19 protein-coding genes are annotated in these 20653 nt (G+C 52.1%); 3 read left to right on the top strand and 16 right to left on the bottom strand.

The features are described 5' to 3' along the window. Window positions 1-13: 13 nt before the first annotated feature. From FJ147_12470 to FJ147_12460, 3 genes are all read right to left on the bottom strand, one after another. Window positions 14-1417, bottom strand: coding sequence for a hypothetical protein (locus tag FJ147_12470; GenBank protein MBM4256697.1), 1404 nt, complete (start codon window positions 1415-1417; stop codon window positions 14-16). 209 nt (window positions 1418-1626) lie between these two features. After that, complete coding sequence (locus tag FJ147_12465) at window positions 1627-2517, bottom strand: CoA ester lyase (GenBank protein MBM4256696.1); 891 nt, start codon at window positions 2515-2517, stop codon at window positions 1627-1629. A gap of 82 nt (window positions 2518-2599) precedes the next feature. Beyond that, on the bottom strand, window positions 2600-3052 hold the full coding sequence (locus FJ147_12460; protein MBM4256695.1) for a MaoC family dehydratase: 453 nt from the start codon (window positions 3050-3052) through the stop codon (window positions 2600-2602). 187 nt (window positions 3053-3239) lie between these two features. Here FJ147_12460 and FJ147_12455 point away from each other — a divergent pair, with 187 nt between their 5' ends. Beyond that, window positions 3240-3710: a peroxiredoxin gene (locus tag FJ147_12455; protein MBM4256694.1), complete on the top strand. Its 471-nt coding sequence runs from the start codon at window positions 3240-3242 to the stop codon at window positions 3708-3710. Between the two features lie 78 nt (window positions 3711-3788). On the opposite strand, the gene FJ147_12450 is transcribed toward FJ147_12455, so the two are convergent. Continuing rightward, window positions 3789-4823, bottom strand: coding sequence for an LLM class flavin-dependent oxidoreductase (locus FJ147_12450; protein MBM4256693.1), 1035 nt, complete (start codon window positions 4821-4823; stop codon window positions 3789-3791). Window positions 4824-4980: 157 nt separating this feature from the next. On the opposite strand from FJ147_12450, the gene FJ147_12445 reads away from it, so the two are divergent. Further along, on the top strand, window positions 4981-5652 hold the full coding sequence (locus tag FJ147_12445; GenBank protein ID MBM4256692.1) for an EthD family reductase: 672 nt from the start codon (window positions 4981-4983) through the stop codon (window positions 5650-5652). Between the two features lie 21 nt (window positions 5653-5673). Here FJ147_12445 and FJ147_12440 read toward each other — a convergent pair whose 3' ends face one another. From FJ147_12440 to FJ147_12425, 4 genes are all read right to left on the bottom strand, one after another. Further along, the gene (locus FJ147_12440) at window positions 5674-6120 is read right to left on the bottom strand and encodes a hypothetical protein (GenBank protein MBM4256691.1); all 447 of its coding nucleotides are present in this window, start codon (window positions 6118-6120) and stop codon (window positions 5674-5676) included. Window positions 6121-6144: 24 nt separating this feature from the next. Continuing rightward, window positions 6145-6885, bottom strand: a complete 741-nt coding sequence (locus FJ147_12435) for a hypothetical protein (GenBank protein ID MBM4256690.1) — start codon at window positions 6883-6885, stop codon at window positions 6145-6147. Window positions 6886-7058: 173 nt separating this feature from the next. Continuing rightward, a complete protein-coding gene (locus FJ147_12430; GenBank protein MBM4256689.1) occupies window positions 7059-7403 on the bottom strand; it encodes a DsbA family protein in 345 nt (114 codons plus the stop codon). An 87-nt stretch (window positions 7404-7490) separates the two neighbouring features. Next, window positions 7491-8087, bottom strand: a complete 597-nt coding sequence (locus tag FJ147_12425) for a hypothetical protein (GenBank protein MBM4256688.1) — start codon at window positions 8085-8087, stop codon at window positions 7491-7493. A gap of 419 nt (window positions 8088-8506) precedes the next feature. Here FJ147_12425 and FJ147_12420 point away from each other — a divergent pair, with 419 nt between their 5' ends. After that, complete coding sequence (locus FJ147_12420) at window positions 8507-10156, top strand: hypothetical protein (protein MBM4256687.1); 1650 nt, start codon at window positions 8507-8509, stop codon at window positions 10154-10156. Window positions 10157-10230: 74 nt separating this feature from the next. Here the strand turns inward: FJ147_12420 and FJ147_12415 are convergent, their stop codons facing one another. The 8 genes from FJ147_12415 to smc all read right to left on the bottom strand — a co-directional run. Further along, window positions 10231-11427 (bottom strand): sodium:calcium antiporter, encoded by a 1197-nt coding sequence (locus FJ147_12415; protein MBM4256686.1) that lies wholly within the window; start codon window positions 11425-11427, stop codon window positions 10231-10233. A gap of 10 nt (window positions 11428-11437) precedes the next feature. Continuing rightward, window positions 11438-12346, bottom strand: coding sequence for a GTPase Era (locus FJ147_12410; GenBank protein MBM4256685.1), 909 nt, complete (start codon window positions 12344-12346; stop codon window positions 11438-11440). A gap of 33 nt (window positions 12347-12379) precedes the next feature. Continuing rightward, the gene (locus tag FJ147_12405) at window positions 12380-13588 is read right to left on the bottom strand and encodes a tyrosine--tRNA ligase (GenBank protein MBM4256684.1); all 1209 of its coding nucleotides are present in this window, start codon (window positions 13586-13588) and stop codon (window positions 12380-12382) included. A gap of 159 nt (window positions 13589-13747) precedes the next feature. Next, on the bottom strand, window positions 13748-15310 hold the full coding sequence (gene rny, locus FJ147_12400; GenBank protein ID MBM4256683.1) for a ribonuclease Y: 1563 nt from the start codon (window positions 15308-15310) through the stop codon (window positions 13748-13750). Window positions 15311-15549: 239 nt separating this feature from the next. Then, a complete protein-coding gene (locus FJ147_12395) occupies window positions 15550-15915 on the bottom strand; it encodes a cell division protein ZapA (GenBank protein MBM4256682.1) in 366 nt (121 codons plus the stop codon). 21 nt (window positions 15916-15936) lie between these two features. Continuing rightward, window positions 15937-16164, bottom strand: a complete 228-nt coding sequence (locus FJ147_12390) for a hypothetical protein (GenBank protein ID MBM4256681.1) — start codon at window positions 16162-16164, stop codon at window positions 15937-15939. 62 nt (window positions 16165-16226) lie between these two features. Further along, window positions 16227-17210 (bottom strand): signal recognition particle-docking protein FtsY, encoded by a 984-nt coding sequence (gene ftsY / locus FJ147_12385; GenBank protein MBM4256680.1) that lies wholly within the window; start codon window positions 17208-17210, stop codon window positions 16227-16229. A gap of 98 nt (window positions 17211-17308) precedes the next feature. After that, on the bottom strand, window positions 17309-20653 hold a 3345-nt coding region (gene smc / locus FJ147_12380), incomplete at its 5' end, for a chromosome segregation protein SMC (protein MBM4256679.1).

Genomic DNA, 20653 nt, shown 5'->3' with positions numbered 1-20653 from the left:
TTGCCCGATTGCTTTATCGAACAGGCCGACACTTCCAATAATAATGATGCATAGTCGGTCCTTCTTTCCGCCGTCGTAGCGTCAGAACGACTTGGTCACCAACACGCACGTCTTCAGGATCAACATCAGTCATCTGCAAATAGAGTCGCCCGCCCTGATCGACATCAACGACTCCCATGATCGTCGGCGAGTCAGCTGCCACATACAAATGATCTCGCGTAAAAGTAAACACAGAACCGGTTCGTTCAAGCGGCACTTCCTGCAGCGAGTCGTGATTCTTACACGAGATACACACGCGAGCGATCGGATACTGGCGTGTGCCGCAATGCAGACAGTGCGTTCCATATAGCCGCACATTTTGCTTCTCTTCTTTGGCCAGAAACACATTCGATAGTTCCGGCCCGTCTTCATTCTCGGCGAAATAAGAGCGCATCTTTTTATAGATCGAGTACGAAGGATATAATCGCTTCTCACTCAGATGATCCGACAGCGACCCCGAGAGCTTTCGCTTGCTGATCTCGTCGGTTACTCGCAAGAGGACCCCATCTGCACCTTCGCCGTAGCTGAGTAATAAGAGGCACTCGCCGGGCTTGGCTGTTTCTAGCGCAGCCGCAAGAAGCAACAATGGCGCAGCACTGCCACACGCCCCAATTTCTTGAAACAACGGACTCTGGATCTGCGCGTCTTGAAAGCCGAGTTTCTTGGCAGCATTAACGTGCGCTCGGCCATCAGGAGAAGGAATGATGACTTTGGCAATCTCTTGTGGCTGCACATTGTGTTTCTTCAGCAGCGTTTGACCGACAGCAACCAGGTTCGCTTGATAACCTCGTTCGGTCGCAAAGCGTGACGATTGAGTCTGGATAAACCCGTCAGTATCACGGCGCCATTCATCGAGCAGATCGTCTGAGCGAGAAGCACAGCCAAGAATTTCGGCGATCACACCTTCGCGGCCTATCATAACTGCGCTACCAGCATCACCGAACCACTCTTCTTCACTCTCTTCAGGTTGGCCATCGCGCACTTCACCAGCCGCGATCAGGACACGAGACAGACGCCCGCTGCTCAGAGCATCAACCCCAGCACGGAGGGCCGAGGTTGCAGAACGAATCGTGCCGCTAAAATCGCTGGTTTCGCATTCCGACGGGAGGTCACACGCTGCAGCCATAAAGCTCGCCGAAGAACGCTGTCTGAACGGAGCAGATGCGGAAGCAAAATAGAAACCGTCGATGCCAGATTTTCCTTTGTCCTCGATACAACGTTGCGCCGCTTCCAACCCAAGGGTCAGTGCATCCTCATCAAAATAGATAGCTGCGCGTTCGCCCTTCCCTGTCCGCCGTGCCCACGCCTGACCGATCTTTTCCCGCTCCAGGCGACAGAACGGAACATGATATCCACAACTTGTTATCCCTACTGCCATGCGCTCAATCTCCTGAGGAGCAGTCGTAGCCTCTACAGGCTGTACACGTGCAGGTTGTACACCAGAAGGCTGTGAACTGCTCCTCGCGCCAAAAAGTCGAGAGAAAAAAGAAGGGCTACGCGACTCCGTCCCTGCGTTTTCTCCCTGACTGTTATCAGCAGACTCTTGTTTCTTGCGTTCCACGCTCAATCCCAAGTCCGCATTGTTGCTTACGTTAATCCCGCTGCATTTGCTCGTTCTAAAATGGTACGCGCACGGGTGAGATGCGGCACATCAACCATCTGCCCCTTGAAACTAAACGCCATCTTGCCAGCTTTCTGGTTCTCTTCAAACGCAGCCAGCAGTTCTTTACTTTCCGCGATTTCCTCGGCAGACGGCGTAAAGATTTCATTCACAACCGTGATCTGCGTGGGATAGATCGTGATCTTTCCCGTGAATCCCATCCATGCACCTTCGAGACAATCACGACGGAGCCCCTCGATATCGTTGATGTCCACATAGACGGTATCAAGTGGCTGCACCTTCGCTGCCGTGGCAGCAAGCAACGTCATGATCCGAGCGTAGCGAAAGACTTCGAGAAACTGTCCCTGCTCATCGCGATTACGACGCGCACCAATCGACGCCGAGAGATCTTCTGCTCCCCACGACAAGGCATCGACACGCGGGCAGGCCCCGAAATCACGGATATTCAGTAATCCTTGTGGGGTTTCTGTCGCTAGCACAACCAGTTTGACACCGCCAGGTGTAAAGCCAAGGTCTCGTTCACGGCGGCTGAGAATCGTATCGATCTTCAACAAATCATCCTTCGTACGCACCTTTGGAACAAGGTACGAATCTGGTCGCCCTTCCATCGTCGCTTCCAGATCTGGCACGCCCCAGGGCGTATCGAGCGGATTCATACGGACCATACGTTCCTGGCGACCGAAGTTAACGGTCTTCAGCCATTTAGTCACCGTGGCACGGGCAGAATCCTTATTCTCTGGCGTCACAGAATCTTCTAAATCCAATACCAGCGAATCCGCTGGCAAGGCCAACGCTTTTTGTAACATTTTGTCATTCGCGCCGGGAACGAAATGCACGGCACGGCGTAGACGAGACATAAGACCTCCAGAAAAAACGTAATACGTAATCCGTAAAACGTAAGAGGAAAGGGTGGAGTGGTTACGTATTACATTTTAGGATTTAATTCCCTTTCTTCCGCATCATCCCCGCACGACGGCACTTCATCACCACTTCGCCGCGCTGATTGGTCGCACGGTGCTCAAACACCACGATGCCCCACTGTGGACGAGACTTGGACTCTCGTTTCTCGACAACTTCGGTCTCGGCGTAGATCGTGTCGCCAATGAAGACTGGCTTGGGAAACTCTACTTTCTCGAAGCCAAGATTGCCGACTGTTGTGCCCAGTGTGGTATCTGCGACAGAGACACCAACGGCTAAACCGAGTGTGAAGATACTGTTGACGAGACGTTGGCCAAATTCAGCATTCTTTGAAAATTCGGCATCAAGGTGAAGCGGCTGCATATTCAACGTCAAGGTACTGAATAGTAGATTGTCTGTTTCTGTGACCGTTCGTCCTGGCTGATGCTTGAAGACATCGCCGACATTGAGTTCATCAAAATGTTTACCGGCCATTGCGCTCTCCTTATCGTGAGGCAGACTGATGGAAGGTTTCCTTACCACTTCTCCAGCAGTCGTGCCACTACGAGTGGTGGATCTGCAAGGGCCACGAGTGTATGACGTGGCTTGCATTTTTTGCCGAGAAGAGAGATGAAGGAGTAGAGAAACGTTGGAGCAACGCTTTACATTACGAGGAGGTCTTATGAGTGTGCAAGTTGGTCAGAAGGCTCCAGGCTTTAGCCTGAAGACAAATAAGATGCAGGACTTCAAATTAGAAGAGCTGCAAGGCAAGAAAAACGTTGTCCTCTTATTCGTTCCGCTGGCGTTCACCGGTGGCTGAACGAAAGAATTTTGCTCCGTGCGAGACAACATCAATACCTTGCAGAATGACAATACCCAGGTCGTGGGAATCAGCGTCGATAGCCCGTTTTCTCTTGATGCGTGGGCGGCAAAAGAAGGCTACAACTTCCCACTGTTGAGCGACTTCAACAAAGAGGTCTCGACCGCATACGGCTCGCTCTACGAGAACCTTATAGGATTCAAAGGCGTTTCCAAACGTTCAGCCTTCGTGATCGACAAGAGCGGCACGGTGCGCTACGCGTGGGTCAGCGAAGACGCCGGCAAACTGCCTGAACTTGATCCGATCCGCGACTGTCTGCAACAGTGCGGCTGATCTCTCCGTAAAGACGATCTCTCCCTGGGGCAGGGATTTCCCTGCCCTGATTTTCTGCCCTGTACCTCCTCTTGCTGACTACTTCCTTAATCGCGGCAACACTTCCTCACCTAACCGTTTGATACATTCGCGCGTTTGTTCCGCGCTCGGGCCCAGTGGCAAACGACAGCGGAGAATCAACCATTCCGCACCGAAGAGATTCTGCCAATACTGCAGTTGTTCAATCCAGTCGTCAGCCGTACCTAACACCATGTGTCGTCGCACGCTTTTCAGGGTAAAGTCAGATTCCGAGCGAAACTCCGGTGTTGGAGCCAACATCCCCCAGCGGAAGTAAAATTTGCACTCTTCCACCCACAATCGCCCGAAGGTCTGCTCAGCTTCTTCCATGCTTGAAGCCAGCCAGCCGTCGCGTAACAACGCAATGCGTGGTGTTTTTCCGGCTTTCACTGCCGCCTCACGGTAGATGTCGATTTGGGCCTTGACGGCGTCGACAGTGTCAAGAAATGGCGCAGCGCCCCACACGTCGCCGAGTCGTCCAGCGCGAGCGATCGACTTTGGACCAAACGCACCAATCCAAATCGGCGGATGCGGTTTTTGGTATGGCTTTGGGGTCACATGTATGGCGTCGTAATGGTAATAGCGACCATGAAACGCTGACGGACCAGTCGTGGTCCACGCCTGCCGCATCACAGCCAGACACTCTTCAAACCGTCCTTCGCGTTGTTTAATCGGCACACCAACGTGATCGAAATAACGCGGATGATAGCCTACACCGAGGCCAGGAATGAGACGACCACGCGACACCAGATCGATCATTGCTAGCTCTTCAGCCAGTTGGACGGGATTATAGAGGGGCGGCATCAGGACATAGGTGCCGATTTTCACTCGGTGTGTTCGTGCAGCGATCGCTGCGAGTAATGTTGTCGGTGCAGGAAACATACACTCGGGCCGCGCATGCCGTTCAGGCACGAAGAGGCCGTCAAATCCAGCGTTCTCAGCCAGCTCAGATTCTTGGAGAAGCTGCGCCGCAAAATTCGCCGACCGTTCAGCATCTGGCTCGGGTTGCTCATACGGACCACCGTGCGTATCTGGCATATAGCCCACTGAGAGCATCGTTCCTCCTTGATTCAAGTTCCTCACTACTCCGACCTTTTCTGGCTCTTATACGCTTTCACCATTCTGCGCTCAACGATGTTCCCTTGACCCGCTTGTTCATTCCAGACTACAACCCTGGGTGTAGTCTGGTCGACACTTTCAGGAGGAAAAACATATGATCAAAGTCGTCGCGTTTCTCAAACGCAAGCCAGGCATGGCAGTCGAAGATTTCCAAAAATATTGGCTTACGACCCATGCCAACGTCGTCAAGCAGATGCCCGGTCTTCGCCGTTACGTGCAATCACATACGCTGCTTTCCGGGTATAAAAAAGGCAACCCGGTGTACGATGGTACGGCGGAACTGTGGTACGACAACACCGATGCTCTACGTGCGCTGGTGAACACAAAAGAGTTTCAAGCAACACAAGCGGACGAGTATAACTTCATCGACCGCGCGGCAACGGGACAAATCTTTACTGAAGAGCATGTCATAAAGGATGGTCCGACCCCGTCGAATGGCGTGAAGAACATCGAATTCGTCACTCATAAGCCAGGTATGTCGATCGAAGCCTTTCAAAAACATTGGAAAGAGATTCATGGACCGCTCGGCGCGTCGATTCCCGTTGTGCGACGTTACGTACAAAGTCACACACGCCTTTCCGCATACAAGAGCGGAAAAGCGCCGGCCTACGATGGTGTCGCCATTACGTGGTTCGACGATACGCAAGCTATGCGCGTTTCAGCGACAACACCTGAATACGAACGTACTCGAGCCGACGAACCCAACTTTATCGCCCCAGGAACGCTACCACTAATTATTACGAAAGAGCATGTGATTGCGGGATAAAGCCGAGAGAGAAGTGGCGGCTTACTTCCCCGCCCGTCGCTTCTCGGTCGCAATGATCGCATCAAATTGTTCAGCAGTCGGAAGACCTTCAACCACACGTCCGTTGACAATCAGTGTTGGGGTTGCCTGGACACCAATCCGTGTCGCTTCCTCGATGTCCTTGCGAACAATTCCTTTGGTTTGCCCGCTGTTCATACACGCATTGAAGGCATTGACATCGACGCCAACAGCACTTGCATGCACGTCAAGATCTGGACGAGAAAATTCACGCTGTTGATCAGCAAATAACCGGTCGGCAAATTCCCAGAATTTCCCTTGTTCACTCGCGCACTCGGCCGCATACGAGGCTAAACACGATGCGGCATGCACTTGTCGCTGCAAGGTCGGATTACACTCGTTATCGAGTGGGTACGAATGGAAAATGATACGGACATCGTTGGGGTATTTTTCGCTGAGTTTATGAAGCACCTCACGGGCGCGCGCACACGCCGGTCACCGAAAATCAACAAATTCACTGACTGTCACTGCTGCCTGTGCCGGCCCTTTGGTATTCCGCTCCGCAAGATTGACTGTCGCTTGCCGTAGTTTCTCGTACTTTTCCAAAAATTGTGCAGTGGCAACTCCTCCGCTCTCAGCATCGGGGTTCTTATACTCAGCAAGCTTTGCCTGCGCCCAGCCAAATGCAGACGCGACAACGACACAAGCAGCAAGCCCATACGCTAATTGTTGCAACCCAAACTCGCGAGTCTGCCTACTTAACGCGAGTGCCCCCACAAACAGACCGATATTCACTGCATACAAACTCATACAAAACAGGCACCCAGCCTGGAGCGTAAACAGCGAGATCCCAGCCATATAGAGAGAAAAGACAAATGCCCAGCTACACAGGACAACGAGGGTGCTCGTCGTGCCAACGAAAGAAAGAATCACGATAGTGAGGTACGTAAGCGCAGCCCAGATAGCAATCGGTATCCCAAAAAGTCGCGAGTACACACTCCCTAAGACAGCATTGCAGTTGATAGTCGAACTGATCGTGCACAACGGCGAGTGAAACGTCCCGCTCTCACCGGCCTGGGCGTGGAGGTATGACAAATACCCGGCAATGCACAGACCAACAAAAGCAAGGATACGAATGGTTAACAGAGGCCAGGTTTTCGGAGAGGATGCAGGCCCCCGAGAGGGGAGGACTCCTGGTGTCACTCGACGTTCAGTTTTGCTCGCGTTGTCAGCCATGCGCAACCATTAGCATAGCCTTTTCTCACACGCCAAGAGGGGGGGAAGAAACAATTGCATCATTTCAGGATTGAGTCATCGAGCCATTGGAAGAACTGAACCATTGAGGGACTGAGACACAGTTTCCTCAATGGTCCGATGGCCTGAGGATTCGATGGCGTAATTCACTCGTCTTACTGCGCGTCCAACGCTTCCTCGATAGCATCTTGGAACGAGGCAAACGGTTGGGCTCCCGATAGAAAGCGACCATTGATGAAAAAGGCCGGGGTTCCAGTTACTCCAGATTGCGAGCCTTCGGCAATATCCTTGCTAACTGCCGCGGCATGCTTTCCGCTATCTAAACAGGCCGTAAATTTTCCCTCATCTAATTGCAAATCAGTGGCATACTTTTTTAGCTTATCAATGCCGAGCGCACTGGTATTCGCGAACAGCACATCATGGTACTCCCAATACTTCCCCTGTTCTCCAGCGCAATGGGACGCCTCGGCAGCTTTACGCGCATCTTTATGGAATTCCAACGGGTAATCTTTGTAGACGATCGTGACTTTGTCTTTGTAGGTTTCACGAACTTTGGCGAGTTCACCCTGAACTCGAGCGCAGTACGGTCATTGGAAGTCGGAGAACTCGACAATCGTTATCGGCGCATTCGTCGCGCCACGCGTCGGCCTTCCATCAAGCGTAAGATTGAGAAGTGGAGGCTTCAAGAGAAACTTTACACCTGCCGCCCGCCGTAAACGACGAACAAGCTCTTGCATGTGCGCTTGCCGACTCTGACCTTTGAGATGGGAAATAATCGTCGGCTTTGATTCCTCAAGCGACTTTCCTCCCAAACGAGCTTTGTTGGCATTGTAGAGCTGTTCGACTTCGTTTGCTGCCGGCTCTGGGATTTTTGCATCCACTTCTTGTTGAATAAGTTGCTCACGCGTTATGCCGCGCTTCTTTGCTTCATCCACCAGGACTTGTTCAGAAATGAAGGCATCCAGCGCCTGCTTGCGCGCCTGGTATACCTGGTTATGCATATTGCGTGCAGTCTGTCCGTTGTTGAGGGTCGACAAATCTGCTTCTGTCACATTGCGTCCACTAATGGTCGCCCATGTGGATAACTTTGTGTCCTCGGCTCTTACCGCTTGCGCGGTGATCAGAGAACATCCAAGTAATGCAGCACACAACCAGCTGCCAATTTTCCACCACTTCCTTTTCATGCACTCTCCTTTGTCGCCACCTACTGGCTTAGCATAAGAGAAATTTGGAATTGGCTCAATGGTAGACGGCAGATTCACCAACACTGGAAATTTTTCCTCCAACAATTTGCTAATCCCAAAGAAAGAGGGTAGATTCTCTAGGCAGTAAAGTATGGGGTGGCATGGTATTGCAGTAAGGGTCTTCACCGATACAGAGAGTGACTCTCACGGTAATACGCAACTGCTCTACTCGTGGCACTAGCAGAGGACGGAATACGAACACCCCTCTCTGTTTAGGCCTGCTGAAGTACGCGCGAGAGAGGAAAGCAGTATGGCTCCGCGGTGATGGTGGTGGTGGAGAAACGAGGAGACGGGGAGACCAAGGATTGCTGGATATGTCCTGACAACTCTCTCTCGAAAACGAAGTGGAGGGTAAAACCGTGGCGATGAGTAACCTCTTGCAACTTGTCAAACACCCATTCACGGTAGCTGCCAGCGTTGCCGTAGTCACGATCGCGGTTTGGTGGGGATTACTCACCGAACAACAGATGCAGGTCGAGCGGCAAATTCGCAAAGAAGCAGCAAATGTCAGAAATGAAATCATCGACCGCGTCCAATCGCGCATTCTCGCACTCACCAACATGGCACGGCGATGGGAGGATGAAGGTCGACCAACACAGAAAGAATGGGAGGCAGCAGCTGAGCTCAATATGAGTCACTTTCCCGGATATCATGCCATCGCGTGGCTTGATCCGTGGTTACTCACTCGTTGGGTATTTCCGTCGCTTGGCGGCGATGTCGCGCAAGAAGTCGATATGCTCTTCCGTGAACGACAGCGGCAGGTTGTTGAAGCCGTGTTGGCACGTCGAGAAGTTGTTGTCACGCCTGCGGTGGAAGTCTCAACCGGAAAGAAAGGGTTTCTCTCCTACGTGCCGATTTTTCGCAATGGCGAGTTTGACGGTACGATTGCTGGCATTTTCGTTTTTCAAGAACTCTTCAGTTCTATTTTGCATGAGAATCTTGCCCCGGAATACGCCGTAGCCATTTTTGAAGACGAACACGAAGTCTATAACCACACTGATTCAAGTCGTAAGCACGAGATGTCATGGGGGCAAGAAATCAAAATTGATCTCCATGACTTGCACTGGCGTGTCCGCATCTGGCCGCGGCGCAAACCACTCGCTGGTGCACGCTCGGTTCTCCCCACTGTTGTTCTGGTTGGTGGACTCTCCTTAGCTGGGCTGCTTGGTGTTGCCATGCAACTTGCACAAACCGCACGCACTCGTGCGAAGGAATTAGCAACAGCGAATCGCCTCAAGTCCGATCTCCTGGCAACCATGTCGCACGAACTGCGCACGCCCGTGAATCTCATTATGGGTTACACCGAACTGCTGTTACAGCAGAACTTCGGACGCCTGGCTCCTGAGCAAACAGAACCTTTACAACGAATAGAAAAAAGTGCGCGCAGTTTACGTGAGTTGATTACCGCGATGCTCGATGTTTGCCGTATGGAAGCTGCGCAGGTTGCGGTCGACCTTCGGCCAGTGCATCTCGCTGAGCTGATGGACGAAGTTGAAAGTGAAGTACGTGAGTTACGCGAGAAACCGGAGGTTCGGTACCTGCGACGTGTTCCCACTGTTTTACCCCCAGTGTATTCGGATCGCACGCAACTCAAAGTCGTACTGAAAAATCTCCTCAGTAACGCCGCGAAGTTCACCGAGAAAGGTCGTATTACTGTCGATGCCTATCTTCGTAACGATGGCGTGCTCATCACCGTCTCTGACACTGGCATTGGCATCGAAGACGACATTCTGCCCGAGATATTTGACATGTTCCGCCAAGGTGATAGCTCCTTGACTCGACGGTATGGTGGCATGGGTCTTGGCCTATACGTCGTGCGTCGATTGTTAGAACTGGTCCACGGTACCATCGAAGTGGAAAGTAAAGTCGGACAAGGCTCGACATTTCGCGTGTGGATACCGCGCAACGAGCCAGATAGCGAATCAGCAGGGGCAATTACGGTCGACGCTCCTACTGAGCAGAAGATCCCTATGACAACTGAAGCAGAATCTATCGGAGTTCGGAACTGACAGACATCCGCAGGGCTTCGAGACAGCCGCTTCCGCAGTACATCACAGGTCGTTACTGAGCCGCTTCTCTTGCCTCACCTCAGATGTTTGCGCAAGGAGTACCGCAGCGGACGAGGGGCAGCCATCACTACCGAGAGCCGAGTCGATCGGATGAAGACAACAAGACCGACGGCTAGCACGACATACACAACCGAGTATATCAGCCGCGAGTGTGGAGAAAAAAAGAACAGCTGGCTGGCAAACAATACGAACAGTAAGCTCGCCTCAATCAGAGAAAAGCGAAAGTTAGCAATCAGCGCTAAGGCAAAGAGAGATTGGGCGGACGTGAGCAAGACTTCACTCACCTGCCGTTCATCTAACGGCATCGGGATCACATGGCCAGCGGAGATGTTGTAACACACGGGCAACATTCCCACCAACAAGGTCCATTGATTCACCTTTGAGGATACGAGCGTACCGATGCCAGCCTGCGGGTTCCCACGCAAGGCAAACAAGGTCGCAACAATAAATTCCGGCGACTCTGACGCCAATGGAGCCAACCACTGTACGAGGACAAATTCCTCTATGCCCAAGGTACGCCCGGACTTCAGCAATCCTTCAGCAAACGGTTCAGCAGCAGTAAAAATCGTCACCCCTGCGTAGAGAAAGAATCCCAAAGTAAATGTGCGTCGTATTGCGGGGACAAAGCGGGCGATCATTTCCGGTGGGCCTTCGAGTTCCGGCTCCACAAAATGTGCACGAGACGCCACAACCATGTAGATAACAAAGAGGGTAATCAGGAAAAGGGCATCAACGAGAGACATTGTCCCTTTCAGCGGAATAACAAACGAATACAACGTTGCCACGGCAAGCGTTATCACTTCAAATCGTTGTCGTTTGTTGAGCATAACTTCGCGAAGTCCGCTCTTTAGCCAAAAAGTAACAATGACGATAGGCCAGGCTACTCCGATCAATAACCGGTTCGCCCCGGTCATGTTCGCCGTTGCATAGGCAATGTAGGCGGGATCTTTTCCTGCTTGCCAGGCAAAATACATATCGACCGCGTACTCAGGAAGCACCGCAATGAGTGCGAGTACCGCGATTGCCAGAGCTTGCGGGATATCAAGTTGCGCAAGTTCTGCTCCCCACGACAAAAGAAACGCAGCACCAAAGATCGACAGCCCAGATGACAACGCTTCCCAGTGCGGCTCAAGATGGATACCCGAGAAATGGATGATGAGCCATTGTAACGGGAACGCAGATGCATAGATCACAGGTAACCAGTGCTTCACCTCTTCCCCCTCATAAACCAAACTCCTCTTTGAGAAAGCGCGGACTGTTTGTCCATCCTTTAGAGACTTTCACAAATAGTTCAAGAAAAACCTTATAACCGAAGAACGCCTCAAGCTGCAGTCGAGCCGCTTGCCCGATCTGTTTCAGTCGGGAGCCGCGCTCACCAATAATGATTGCTCGTTGCGAGGGTCGCTCCACCATGATCACTGCACGAAGAAACAAGACTCTCTTCTCAGGCTTCTCCGTGAACTCCTCCACTATCACTGCTGTAGCATAAGGGATTTCTTGTTGGGTTTGCAAAAATACTTGTTCACGGATCATCTCTTGCGCGATCGTTCGCTCACTCTGATCTGTGAGTTCATCATCAGGGTATAGGGCTGGTCCTATTGGAAGCAAGCCGATGATGATCGGCAAGAGTGCAGAAAGATTCTCACCTGTCAGCGCACTTACCGGAACAACCTCTCGCTCCGGTAAAAGGGTTGCAAGTTGTTCCAGCACTGGCAGGAGGCGTGACTTGGCGACGCGATCAATTTTGTTGACCACACCGACCACTGGGATCGTTCCCTCCCCTAATCGTCGTGCGATCTCTTGATCGGCAGAGGTGATGCCACGTTCAGCATCGACAAGAAACACCGCCACATCCGTCTCAGCGAGCGCGTTAAACGCAACCTCAACCATTCGGCGATTAAGCAACGAACCGGTATGAGTATGAATACCTGGGGTATCAACGAACACCAGTTGCGCTTGTGGGAGCGTTCTGATGCCTAAGAGCCGCGTGCGCGTCGTTTGCGGCTTAGGACTGACGATTGCCAGTTTACTCCCAACGAACGTATTCAGGAGCGTTGACTTACCAACGTTCGGCCGTCCGACAAGAGCGACAAACCCACAACCAAACTGCGACTCAGTTGTCGAAGGCACCGGAGGGGGAGAAGAAGAGCGACGTGCCACAGCTCACACAGAAGAAGCAGAAGGAAAAACGATCTTCACCATACGGCGTCGACCGACTTGGAGGATGACCTCCCCTTTCGCCGTAACTTGTAAGTCTTGATCTGCAACCACGGTACTATCGAGTCGCACCCCACCTTGTTGAATGGATCGGCGCGCTTCACTGGTCGATTTCGCCAACCCCGTCGTCCGCAAGAGATGGCAAATCCACACGGTTTGTTCCTCTCCGTTCCAGGTGAAAGTCTCGATATCCGTCGGCACCTCGCGACGCTGAAACCGTTGGGCAAAGTCCTCAGCCGCGCCGACAGCAGCACCTTCTCCGTGAAATCGCACAACCAGTTCTATGGCTAATTGCTTCTTTGCTTCAAGCGGGTGAATTTTTCCGTCGCGTATTTCTTGCAGGCGCGCTAAATCTACCGTACTTAGCAACTCGTAATACCGGTGCATCAGTGGGTCAGAAATAGACATCACTTTGCCATACATTTCATTTGGCGGATCAGTGATACCGATGTAGTTGCCCAACGACTTGCTCATCTTTTGCACACCATCGGTTCCTTCAAGCAGTGGAGTGGTGAGAATAACCTGCGGTTCTTGGCCATAGGTCCGCTGTAGCTCCCGGCCAACCAACAAATTAAAACGTTGGTCAGTGCCGCCGAGTTCGACATCCGCACGCAAGGCAACGGAGTCGTATCCTTGCACGAGTGGGTACAGAAGTTCGTGCACATGGATCGGAATGTTTTCCTTAAAGCGTTTGGAGAAATCATCACGTTCCAGGAGTCGTGCGACCGTGTATTGGCTACACAAGCGAATCATATCCGAAGATGACAACGGTCCCATCCATTCAGAATTAAAACGGATCTCCGTTTTGGCAGGATCGAGGATTTTGAAGGCCTGTTTGGTGTACGTCTCGGCGTTGGCTTTCACTTGTTCAGGGGTAAGAGGTTTCCGGGTCTCCGAACGTCCAGTTGGATCGCCGATCATAGCAGTAAAGTCGCCGACTAAGAAAATTACCGTGTGGCCGAGCGCCTGAAACTGTCGCAGCTTGTTCATCACTACGGTATGACCGAGGTGAAGATCTGGTGCTGAAGGGTCAAGCCCCAATTTCACGCGTAGAGGTCGACCGGTTTCAAGCTTTCGTTTCAGCTCTTCAAAAGGAACAATGTCCACTGCTCCACGCTGAATCTCACGCAGCTGGGCATCCACTGATAATGACATGACTTCTCCCAAAGACCATAGACAACAGGCCACAGACTGCAGGGAAAAACTTCATGAACGCGTTCATTCCAGGTGATATTGAGTTTTTCCCCAGCCTGCGGACCTGAAACCCATAGCCTGTTTCTCTTTCCTTCTCGCCAGAGGCCCAAGGCCGAGAGCCTAGCGAGCAAACTCCGTCGAGCGCGTCTCACGGATCACGGTCACGCGAATTTGACCAGGGTACGTCACTTCACTTTCGATACGTTTCGCAACCTCACGCGCCAGCATCGAGGCTTCGCCGTCAGTAACAGAGGTTGGGTTAACCATGATGCGGACTTCACGCCCCGCTTGCAAAGCAAATGATTTTTCCACCCCAGAGAAGGAATTACTAATCTGTTCTAAGGCTTCCAACCGACGGACATAGCTTTCCAACACTTCGCGACGTGCCCCTGGACGAGCACCAGAGAGCGCATCAGCTGCATCGACTAACGGAGCCAGTACAGTCTCTGCTTTAACTTCTTCGTGATGAGCAGCAATGGCATTGACGATTTTTGCTGACTCTCCGTACTTCCGCGCGACTTCACCACCAATGATGGCATGCGATCCTTCAATCTCGTGCGACACCGCTTTTCCTATGTCGTGTAGGAGACCAGCTCGACGCGCTTGTTTCTCGTTAAGCCCCAATTCCGCTGCCATGATGCCACAGATGTACGCGGTTTCAATTGAGTGCATCAGGACGTTCTGGCCATAACTGTAGCGATATTTGAGCATGCCAACCAGCTTGACCACTTCGGGATGAAGGCCGTGCACCCCAAGCTCAAGTACGGCACGCTGCCCAGCCTCGCGGACGGACTCCTCGACTTCTTGCTCAGCTTTCTTGACCACCTCTTCAATACGACCAGGATGAATCCGACCATCAGAGATCAATCGTTCGAGCGCGACACGGGCGATTTCACGACGAATGGGACTATGGCTCGATATCAACACCGTTTCCGGGGTATCGTCTACAATTAGGTCTACTCCAGTCGCCGCTTCAATCGCACGGATATTTCGTCCTTCACGTCCGATGATACGGCCCTTCATGTCATCGCTCGGCAAATGTAGGGAATATGAGGTACGTTCAGAAATGAATTCCCCAGCAAGCCGTTCGACAGCGACGCTAACGATTTTCTTGGCGCGTCTTTCAGCCTCCTCGCGTGCCTCTTCTTCTATGGTCATGATCTGACGCGCGGCATCTTGCCGTGCAGTTTCCAGCATTTGTTCTGTCAGTCTTCGAGCTGCTTCATCACGCGTCATGCCAGAAATTTTTTCTAGCTGCGTGCGTGTCTCTTCGATCAAATGACCATAGCGTTCTTCTTGTTGCCCCAAGTCCTCTTCTTTTTTCTTGAGTCCTTGCTCACGACGACTTAATTCTCCTTCTCGTCCCTCAATTCCTTCGGCTTTTTTCTCTAGGGTTTCTTCCCGGGTTTGCAACCGTTTCTCAAGTTGTTGCACCTCACGTTTCCGATCGCGCGACTCTCGTTCTGCCTCCGTTTTCGCCTGTAAGACTACGTCCTTGGCTTGAACTTCAGCTTCTTTCTTCAGAACGGTGCCCTCTTTTTTTGCCTCCTCGATAATAAGTTTTGCGGTTTCTTCTGCTGAAGCCAGGGTTTGCTGTTGCGCCTGTCGCTGTAAAAACATCAACGCCCAGACACCACCAGCGCCAACCACCGCTCCCACGATGATGTAAAGCAAGGACTCCATGTCCACCGACCTCCTTCTGGAATACAGGTAGGAGAGCATTGACACTGACTCTACATTGAGAAAACGAGTCTGCTGTCCTCCTTGGTAGATTTTTGCACTAATAACAATTTCTTAGCAAAGAGGAGGTAACACTGATAGATGGTGTGGTGGTTTCAGCACTATTTCCGAGCGCTGGAAGGCAGAATATTTTGGCAGCAGGGCTGTTTTTAAGGAAAGCGGTAAACAAGCACGCAGGGGATTCATTCTTGGGAAGCGCGGAGGGAAGAAAACCGGGCAGGTGTCGTGTCTGAGGCATTTGCTGCCTTGCCTCGCTCGAGTTGCTCACTTTGTTCAAGACGAGACAGCAGTCTGGCGGAAATACGTTCTATTTTTTCTTTCTCTTCGAGGCTATGCTTCTGCCCCTTCAGATATTCGTCAGCGATACTCAGCGCAGCCATGATGGCAACGCGTAAAGGTGTCGGGGGATTGGTGTCGGCTTTCTTCTTGTCGTAACGATTCATACGCTGGTTCACAAAGTTTGCCAGCTCCAGAACATGATTCTCATCATCCTCACTAGTCACGGTGAAGGTCTCTCCTAAGATCTTAACCTCAACTAGCGTTTTCATCCCCTACATCCTCGATAGTGATTATTGAAGGTCAAGTCCTTCAAATCTGCTGAGAATTTTCTCTAAAATCGCACGCATTTCCGTTCGTTCACGTTCATATTGTCGCACTTGTTCAACCAACACTGCGTACTCTTTTTCTTTTTCATTGAGGCGCGCGACCAGCGCAGCGTTCTCGTTGCGAATTGCTTCGTGTCGCCCGAGGAACCCGCTCAACTTTTCGTCGACAAGTTTTAGGCTTTCTACTGACATACCTTGATAACGTGAAGAAACAGGTGAGGTTCAATGTAGTAAGCAAGCTTTTCGCTGTCAAGTCAGGCTTCGCCATCGGCAACGGAAAAGAGAGCGTCAATAAAGTTTTCTGGCGAAAAGTCTTGTAAATCTTCCTCTTTCTCTCCAAGACCCACGTAACGAATCGGTACACTGAGGCGCTCAACAACAGACAATGCCATGCCACCTTTCGCAGACCCGTCCATCTTGGAAAGAATCACCCCGGTGAGTGGAGCAATTTGCTGAAAGGTCCCAGCTTGGCTTAAGGCATTTTGGCCAGTAGACGCGTCAAGTACAAGTAACACTTCATGTGGAGCGCCAGGAAGTTCACGAGCAATCACGCGGTGAACTTTTTTCAACTCTTCCATTAGCGGAGCTTTCGTATGTAGCCGTCCTGCCGTATCAATAATAACAATATCGGATTTTCGTGCGATAGCCGCCCGTATACCATCAAACGCAACGGCAGCAGGTGAAGCGCCACTTTGATGCTTAATGAGTTCTACCCCAAGCCTCCCAGCCCATACTTCGAGTTGCTCAATGGCAGCGGCACGAAACGTATCAGCAGCAACCAGCAACACATTCTTGCCCTCGCGACCAAATCGGCTCGTCAGTTTGGCAATCGACGTGGTTTTTCCGACTCCGTTCACACCAATCATCAAAATGACCCACGGATGCTCAGAACCAACTAACGGACGGTTAGGTTGCTTTGTGAGGATGGCGAGCATTTCGTCTTTGAGATATGTACGCAGCTCACTCGCATCTTGGGGTTTTTCTTTACGACAGCGCTCACGTAAGCGTTCGATCAATGCTGAGGTTGTCTGCACCCCGACATCAGCTGCCAAGAGTGCCTCCTCAAGCTCTTCAAAAACTTCCTCACTCAATGGTCGTCCGCGAAATAACTGCCCGAGTGGGGTGGTAAAGACTTTCCGTAAACGAGCCAACCCGCGGCGCCACACGCTCTGAGTCTTCTCAGGTGTCGGCTCCTCTCTCACCGTTGGTTCGTCACCCTTCTGCTCTGGGTCAGTCATCAAAACTGTCACCGGAGACATTTCTTCGGCGTCGAGTTCTTGAACGACAGACTCTTCGGGAGAGGGGGTGTCTTTTTTACGTCGGAACCAGTTGGCCATTACGACATACTCACTGAGACAATAGTGGAAACACCGGCTTCTTGCATCGTCACACCGTAGAGTGTACTCGCCGCCTCCATAGTGCGCTTATTGTGTGTCACTAAGATAATCTGTGTGGTTTCACTCATCTCTCGGATCAGCTGATTAAACCGTCCCACATTCGCGTCGTCGAGAGGAGCATCGACCTCATCAAGCACACAGAACGGACTCGGGCGGATCAAAAACAAGGCAAAAGTAAAACTCAGCGCGGCAAGCGCTTTCTCACCACCAGAGAGCAATTGGAGAGAACGGAGGCGTTTGCCTGGAGGTTGTACGACAATCTCCACACCACTCTCAGCAAGGTTTTCGGTATCGGTCAGTTCGATTTTCGCTTTTCCTCCCTCAACTAGACGCGCATATACTTCACTAAACTTTGTGTTGACTTGTTCGTATGTGTCGCGAAAGCGTTCTCGCGACTCACGATTGAGCTTCGCAATAGTATTCTGCAAGTCACGGAGAGACACTTGCAGATCACCTTCTTGTGTCTTGAGGAAGGTGTAGCGCTCCTCCTCTTGCACTAACTCCGTTGCTGCGCCTGGGTTCACTTCTCCCAGACGCGTAATCTTGTCACGAATCTCCTGTCGTCGTGTTTCTGCCTCTTCTAGCGGGCATGGGAGTTCTTGGTATTGGTCTAATGTGTCGGCGAGAACAAGTTCATAGCGTTCGCGGACCGTCGCCTCAAGGTGCTCACGTGCAACACGTTTCTCAGCCGTTCCTACTTCGACCTGCGTCTTCTCATCTTGGAGAAGAGAACGAGTAATGCGGTGCTGTTCCAGTCCGCTTTCGACGACCCGACTCTGCTCACGCAGTTTCAGGAGGACATCTTGCTTGACACTAACAGCATGTGCCACATCGGCAAGGTCATTTTCATGTTGCGTCATCTGCTCTGCCAATTCCGCAGTGCTCGTTTGCACTCGTTCGATTTCGCTCTTTGCCGTCTGAATGTCAGCCTGACACACGCGGTGGCGCTCGGTCAGCTCACGTTCCCGATCCTGCGCGCGCTTCCGTTGCGTTCTCATCCCCTCCAATCGTTCCCGCCGTTCAGCAACACGCACGCGCAGTTCATCACCCAAAGTACGATGCTGCTCTAGCGCGACTTTCGCTTGTGCCACCTCTTCTTGTGCGGTCGCAAGCGCGGCCTCGCGTTCCTGTCTCCGGGTTTTACTGTCTGCCTCTTGGTGTTGACGGGTGGCGATCTCTTGCGTCAGGGTTTGCATCTCTCCATCAAGCGTTTGACGCTCGTAGTTCACGTTCTCCTGCTTGTCGAGTAATCGCCGGAGTTCTCCCTCAAGCCGTCCCTCTTCTCGGTGTAAGACTTCATTTTCTTTTCCCAATGTCCGGGCCTCAGCCTCCAGTAGAGCAATTTCGCCTTCGATCTCCTGCTGTTTACGTTTCATTTCCTGGCGTTGTTGTACCAGGTTTGCCACGAAGGTCTCTTGTTGGCGACTTTGTTCACCAAGGTCCCGAATCTCACGACGGCGCTCCAAAAGCGCTTGTTCCGCTGAGCCTTCACTCCCACCACTCACTACTCCCTGTGAGGTAATCACATCCCCAGCCCGGGTCACAAACGTCCGATGCGAACCGTTTTGCTGCCAGAGCTGCAGGCCGATACGTAAGTCCGGCACCAACACGGCGTCACCAAGCAATGATTTCGCGACATCACGATAACGATCATCGACAGTGACAAGATCCAGAATCGGCGAAGTCCCTTCCCCTACCGTACGGACATTGAACTCGGCATTATGCCCGTTGAGTTCGTGCCCATTGCCGTTCCCATTGGGTGCGTATCCGTTGGTATTACGCGGGCTCAAAGGAATGAACGTCCCACGGCCGGTCTGACTGCTACGGAGATACTCAACCGCGCTGAGTCCAGCTTCCACATCTGACACCAAAACGTACTCAAGTTTATCACGCAGGACAGCCGCAACCGCCCTTTCATACTCCTGCGGGACTTCCACCATTTGCGCGACAACGCCACAAATCCCTTGTTTTGCTTCGGCGTTGGCGGTCTCTGCCATAATGGCCCGCACCCCTTGTGAGTAGTGATCGTACCCGTGTTCTAATTCTTCTAAAGTTGCCAGACGCGCACGCAGTTCCGCCTGTTTGGCCCACGCGCTGGTCAGTTCGCCGTCGAGGTGTTCACTGGCGGAAACAGTCTCGCGTAAGCCGCCCGCTTTTTCTTCGCGCTGACGTTGTCCGGTAGTCAAACGTTCCTGTAGTGCTATCGCTCGCGCTTGGGTCGTGGCGAGCTGATGTTCTGTCTCGGCACGTAACTGTTCGACTCGCTCAGCCTCACGCGCCAAAGTCTGCAGTCGTTGCTCTACTTCGGATGCACGGCGGCGCGCATAGGCTAACGCATTTTGTACTTGCGCTTCCTGTTTTAAGAGGTCAACGATTTCTGTTTTAATTTCCTCAGCTTTTGCTTCTCGGAGCGTGACATCTTGCTGCAAACGTGAGGTTTCCTGGTCATAGGAACGCAGGGTGCCATCGTCCTGCTGGAGGAGCTGTTGAATCTCGACGGCTCGCGCATCTAAATCTGCGAGCTCTTCTTTCACTTCCTGTTGCTTCGTGCCGAGGCTAAGGATTTCTTCCTCAGCCGCAGTGACTCGTGCAATCGCGCGTTGCTCTTGCTGAGCGAGGAATTGCTTTTTCTGTTCTCCTTGCCGCAAGATACTTTCGCTCACATGCCGACGTTCTTCCAGTTCCCGTAAGGCCAGGTCCTCGCGTGCGAGAGTTTCTGCGACCTCAGTACGTTCAGCCTGGAGTCGTTGCGTTTCTTGGGTCACCTGCTCTTCTTGCGACAGCAAATCCTCTCGCCGCTTATCAAGGGCAGAGAGTTCATCCGTCAGCGCACGATAAGAGCGACTCATCAGCGCCAGGTCCAGGGCTTTGAATTCGTCCTGCAACGTACGATACTGCTCGGCTTTCTTTGCTTGGCGACGCAGCGATCCAAGTTGGCGATCCATCTCATGTAACAGGTCAAGGACACGGGCCAGATTCTCCTGGGTACGCTCCATCTTCCGTTCCGCCACCAATCGTCGACTGCGAAACAAACTGACACCAGCCGCCTCTTCAATTAGTGCGCGGATTTCCTCTGGCTTGGCGTTGATCAAATGATCGACACGGCCTTGTTCAATAATGGAATAGGCTTTTGTTCCCGCGCCAGTACCAAGAAAAAATTCGACAATGTCACGTAACCGGCAAGGAATTTTATTGATGAGATACTCAGATTCCCCAGAACGGAAATAACGACGCGAGACCATCAGTTCGGTCCAGCTCGTGCCACTCAAACCGCCGTTCTCATT

It is taken from the genome of Deltaproteobacteria bacterium (assembly GCA_016874775.1).
Taxonomy (GTDB): Bacteria; Desulfobacterota; Binatia; order Bin18; family Bin18; genus VGTJ01.
This window is presented reverse-complemented; position numbering and strand designations above follow the sequence as displayed.

What these genes read in the sequence shown, in the direction of transcription:
- FJ147_12470 (MBM4256697.1), bottom strand. Translation starts at nt 1,417, where the DNA reads ATGGCAGTAGGGATAACAAGTTGTGGATATCATGTTCCGTTCTGTCGC.
- FJ147_12465 (MBM4256696.1), bottom strand. Translation starts at nt 2,517, where the DNA reads ATGTCTCGTCTACGCCGTGCCGTGCATTTCGTTCCCGGCGCGAATGAC.
- FJ147_12460 (MBM4256695.1), bottom strand. Translation starts at nt 3,052, where the DNA reads ATGGCCGGTAAACATTTTGATGAACTCAATGTCGGCGATGTCTTCAAG.
- FJ147_12450 (MBM4256693.1), bottom strand. Translation starts at nt 4,823, where the DNA reads ATGCTCTCAGTGGGCTATATGCCAGATACGCACGGTGGTCCGTATGAG.
- FJ147_12445 (MBM4256692.1), top strand. Translation starts at nt 4,981, where the DNA reads ATGATCAAAGTCGTCGCGTTTCTCAAACGCAAGCCAGGCATGGCAGTC.
- FJ147_12435 (MBM4256690.1), bottom strand. Translation starts at nt 6,885, where the DNA reads ATGGCTGACAACGCGAGCAAAACTGAACGTCGAGTGACACCAGGAGTC.
- FJ147_12425 (MBM4256688.1), bottom strand. Translation starts at nt 8,087, where the DNA reads ATGAAAAGGAAGTGGTGGAAAATTGGCAGCTGGTTGTGTGCTGCATTA.
- FJ147_12405 (MBM4256684.1), bottom strand. Translation starts at nt 13,588, where the DNA reads ATGTCATTATCAGTGGATGCCCAGCTGCGTGAGATTCAGCGTGGAGCA.
- rny (MBM4256683.1), bottom strand. Translation starts at nt 15,310, where the DNA reads ATGGAGTCCTTGCTTTACATCATCGTGGGAGCGGTGGTTGGCGCTGGT.
- FJ147_12395 (MBM4256682.1), bottom strand. Translation starts at nt 15,915, where the DNA reads ATGAAAACGCTAGTTGAGGTTAAGATCTTAGGAGAGACCTTCACCGTG.
- FJ147_12390 (MBM4256681.1), bottom strand. Translation starts at nt 16,164, where the DNA reads ATGTCAGTAGAAAGCCTAAAACTTGTCGACGAAAAGTTGAGCGGGTTC.
- ftsY (MBM4256680.1), bottom strand. Translation starts at nt 17,210, where the DNA reads ATGACTGACCCAGAGCAGAAGGGTGACGAACCAACGGTGAGAGAGGAG.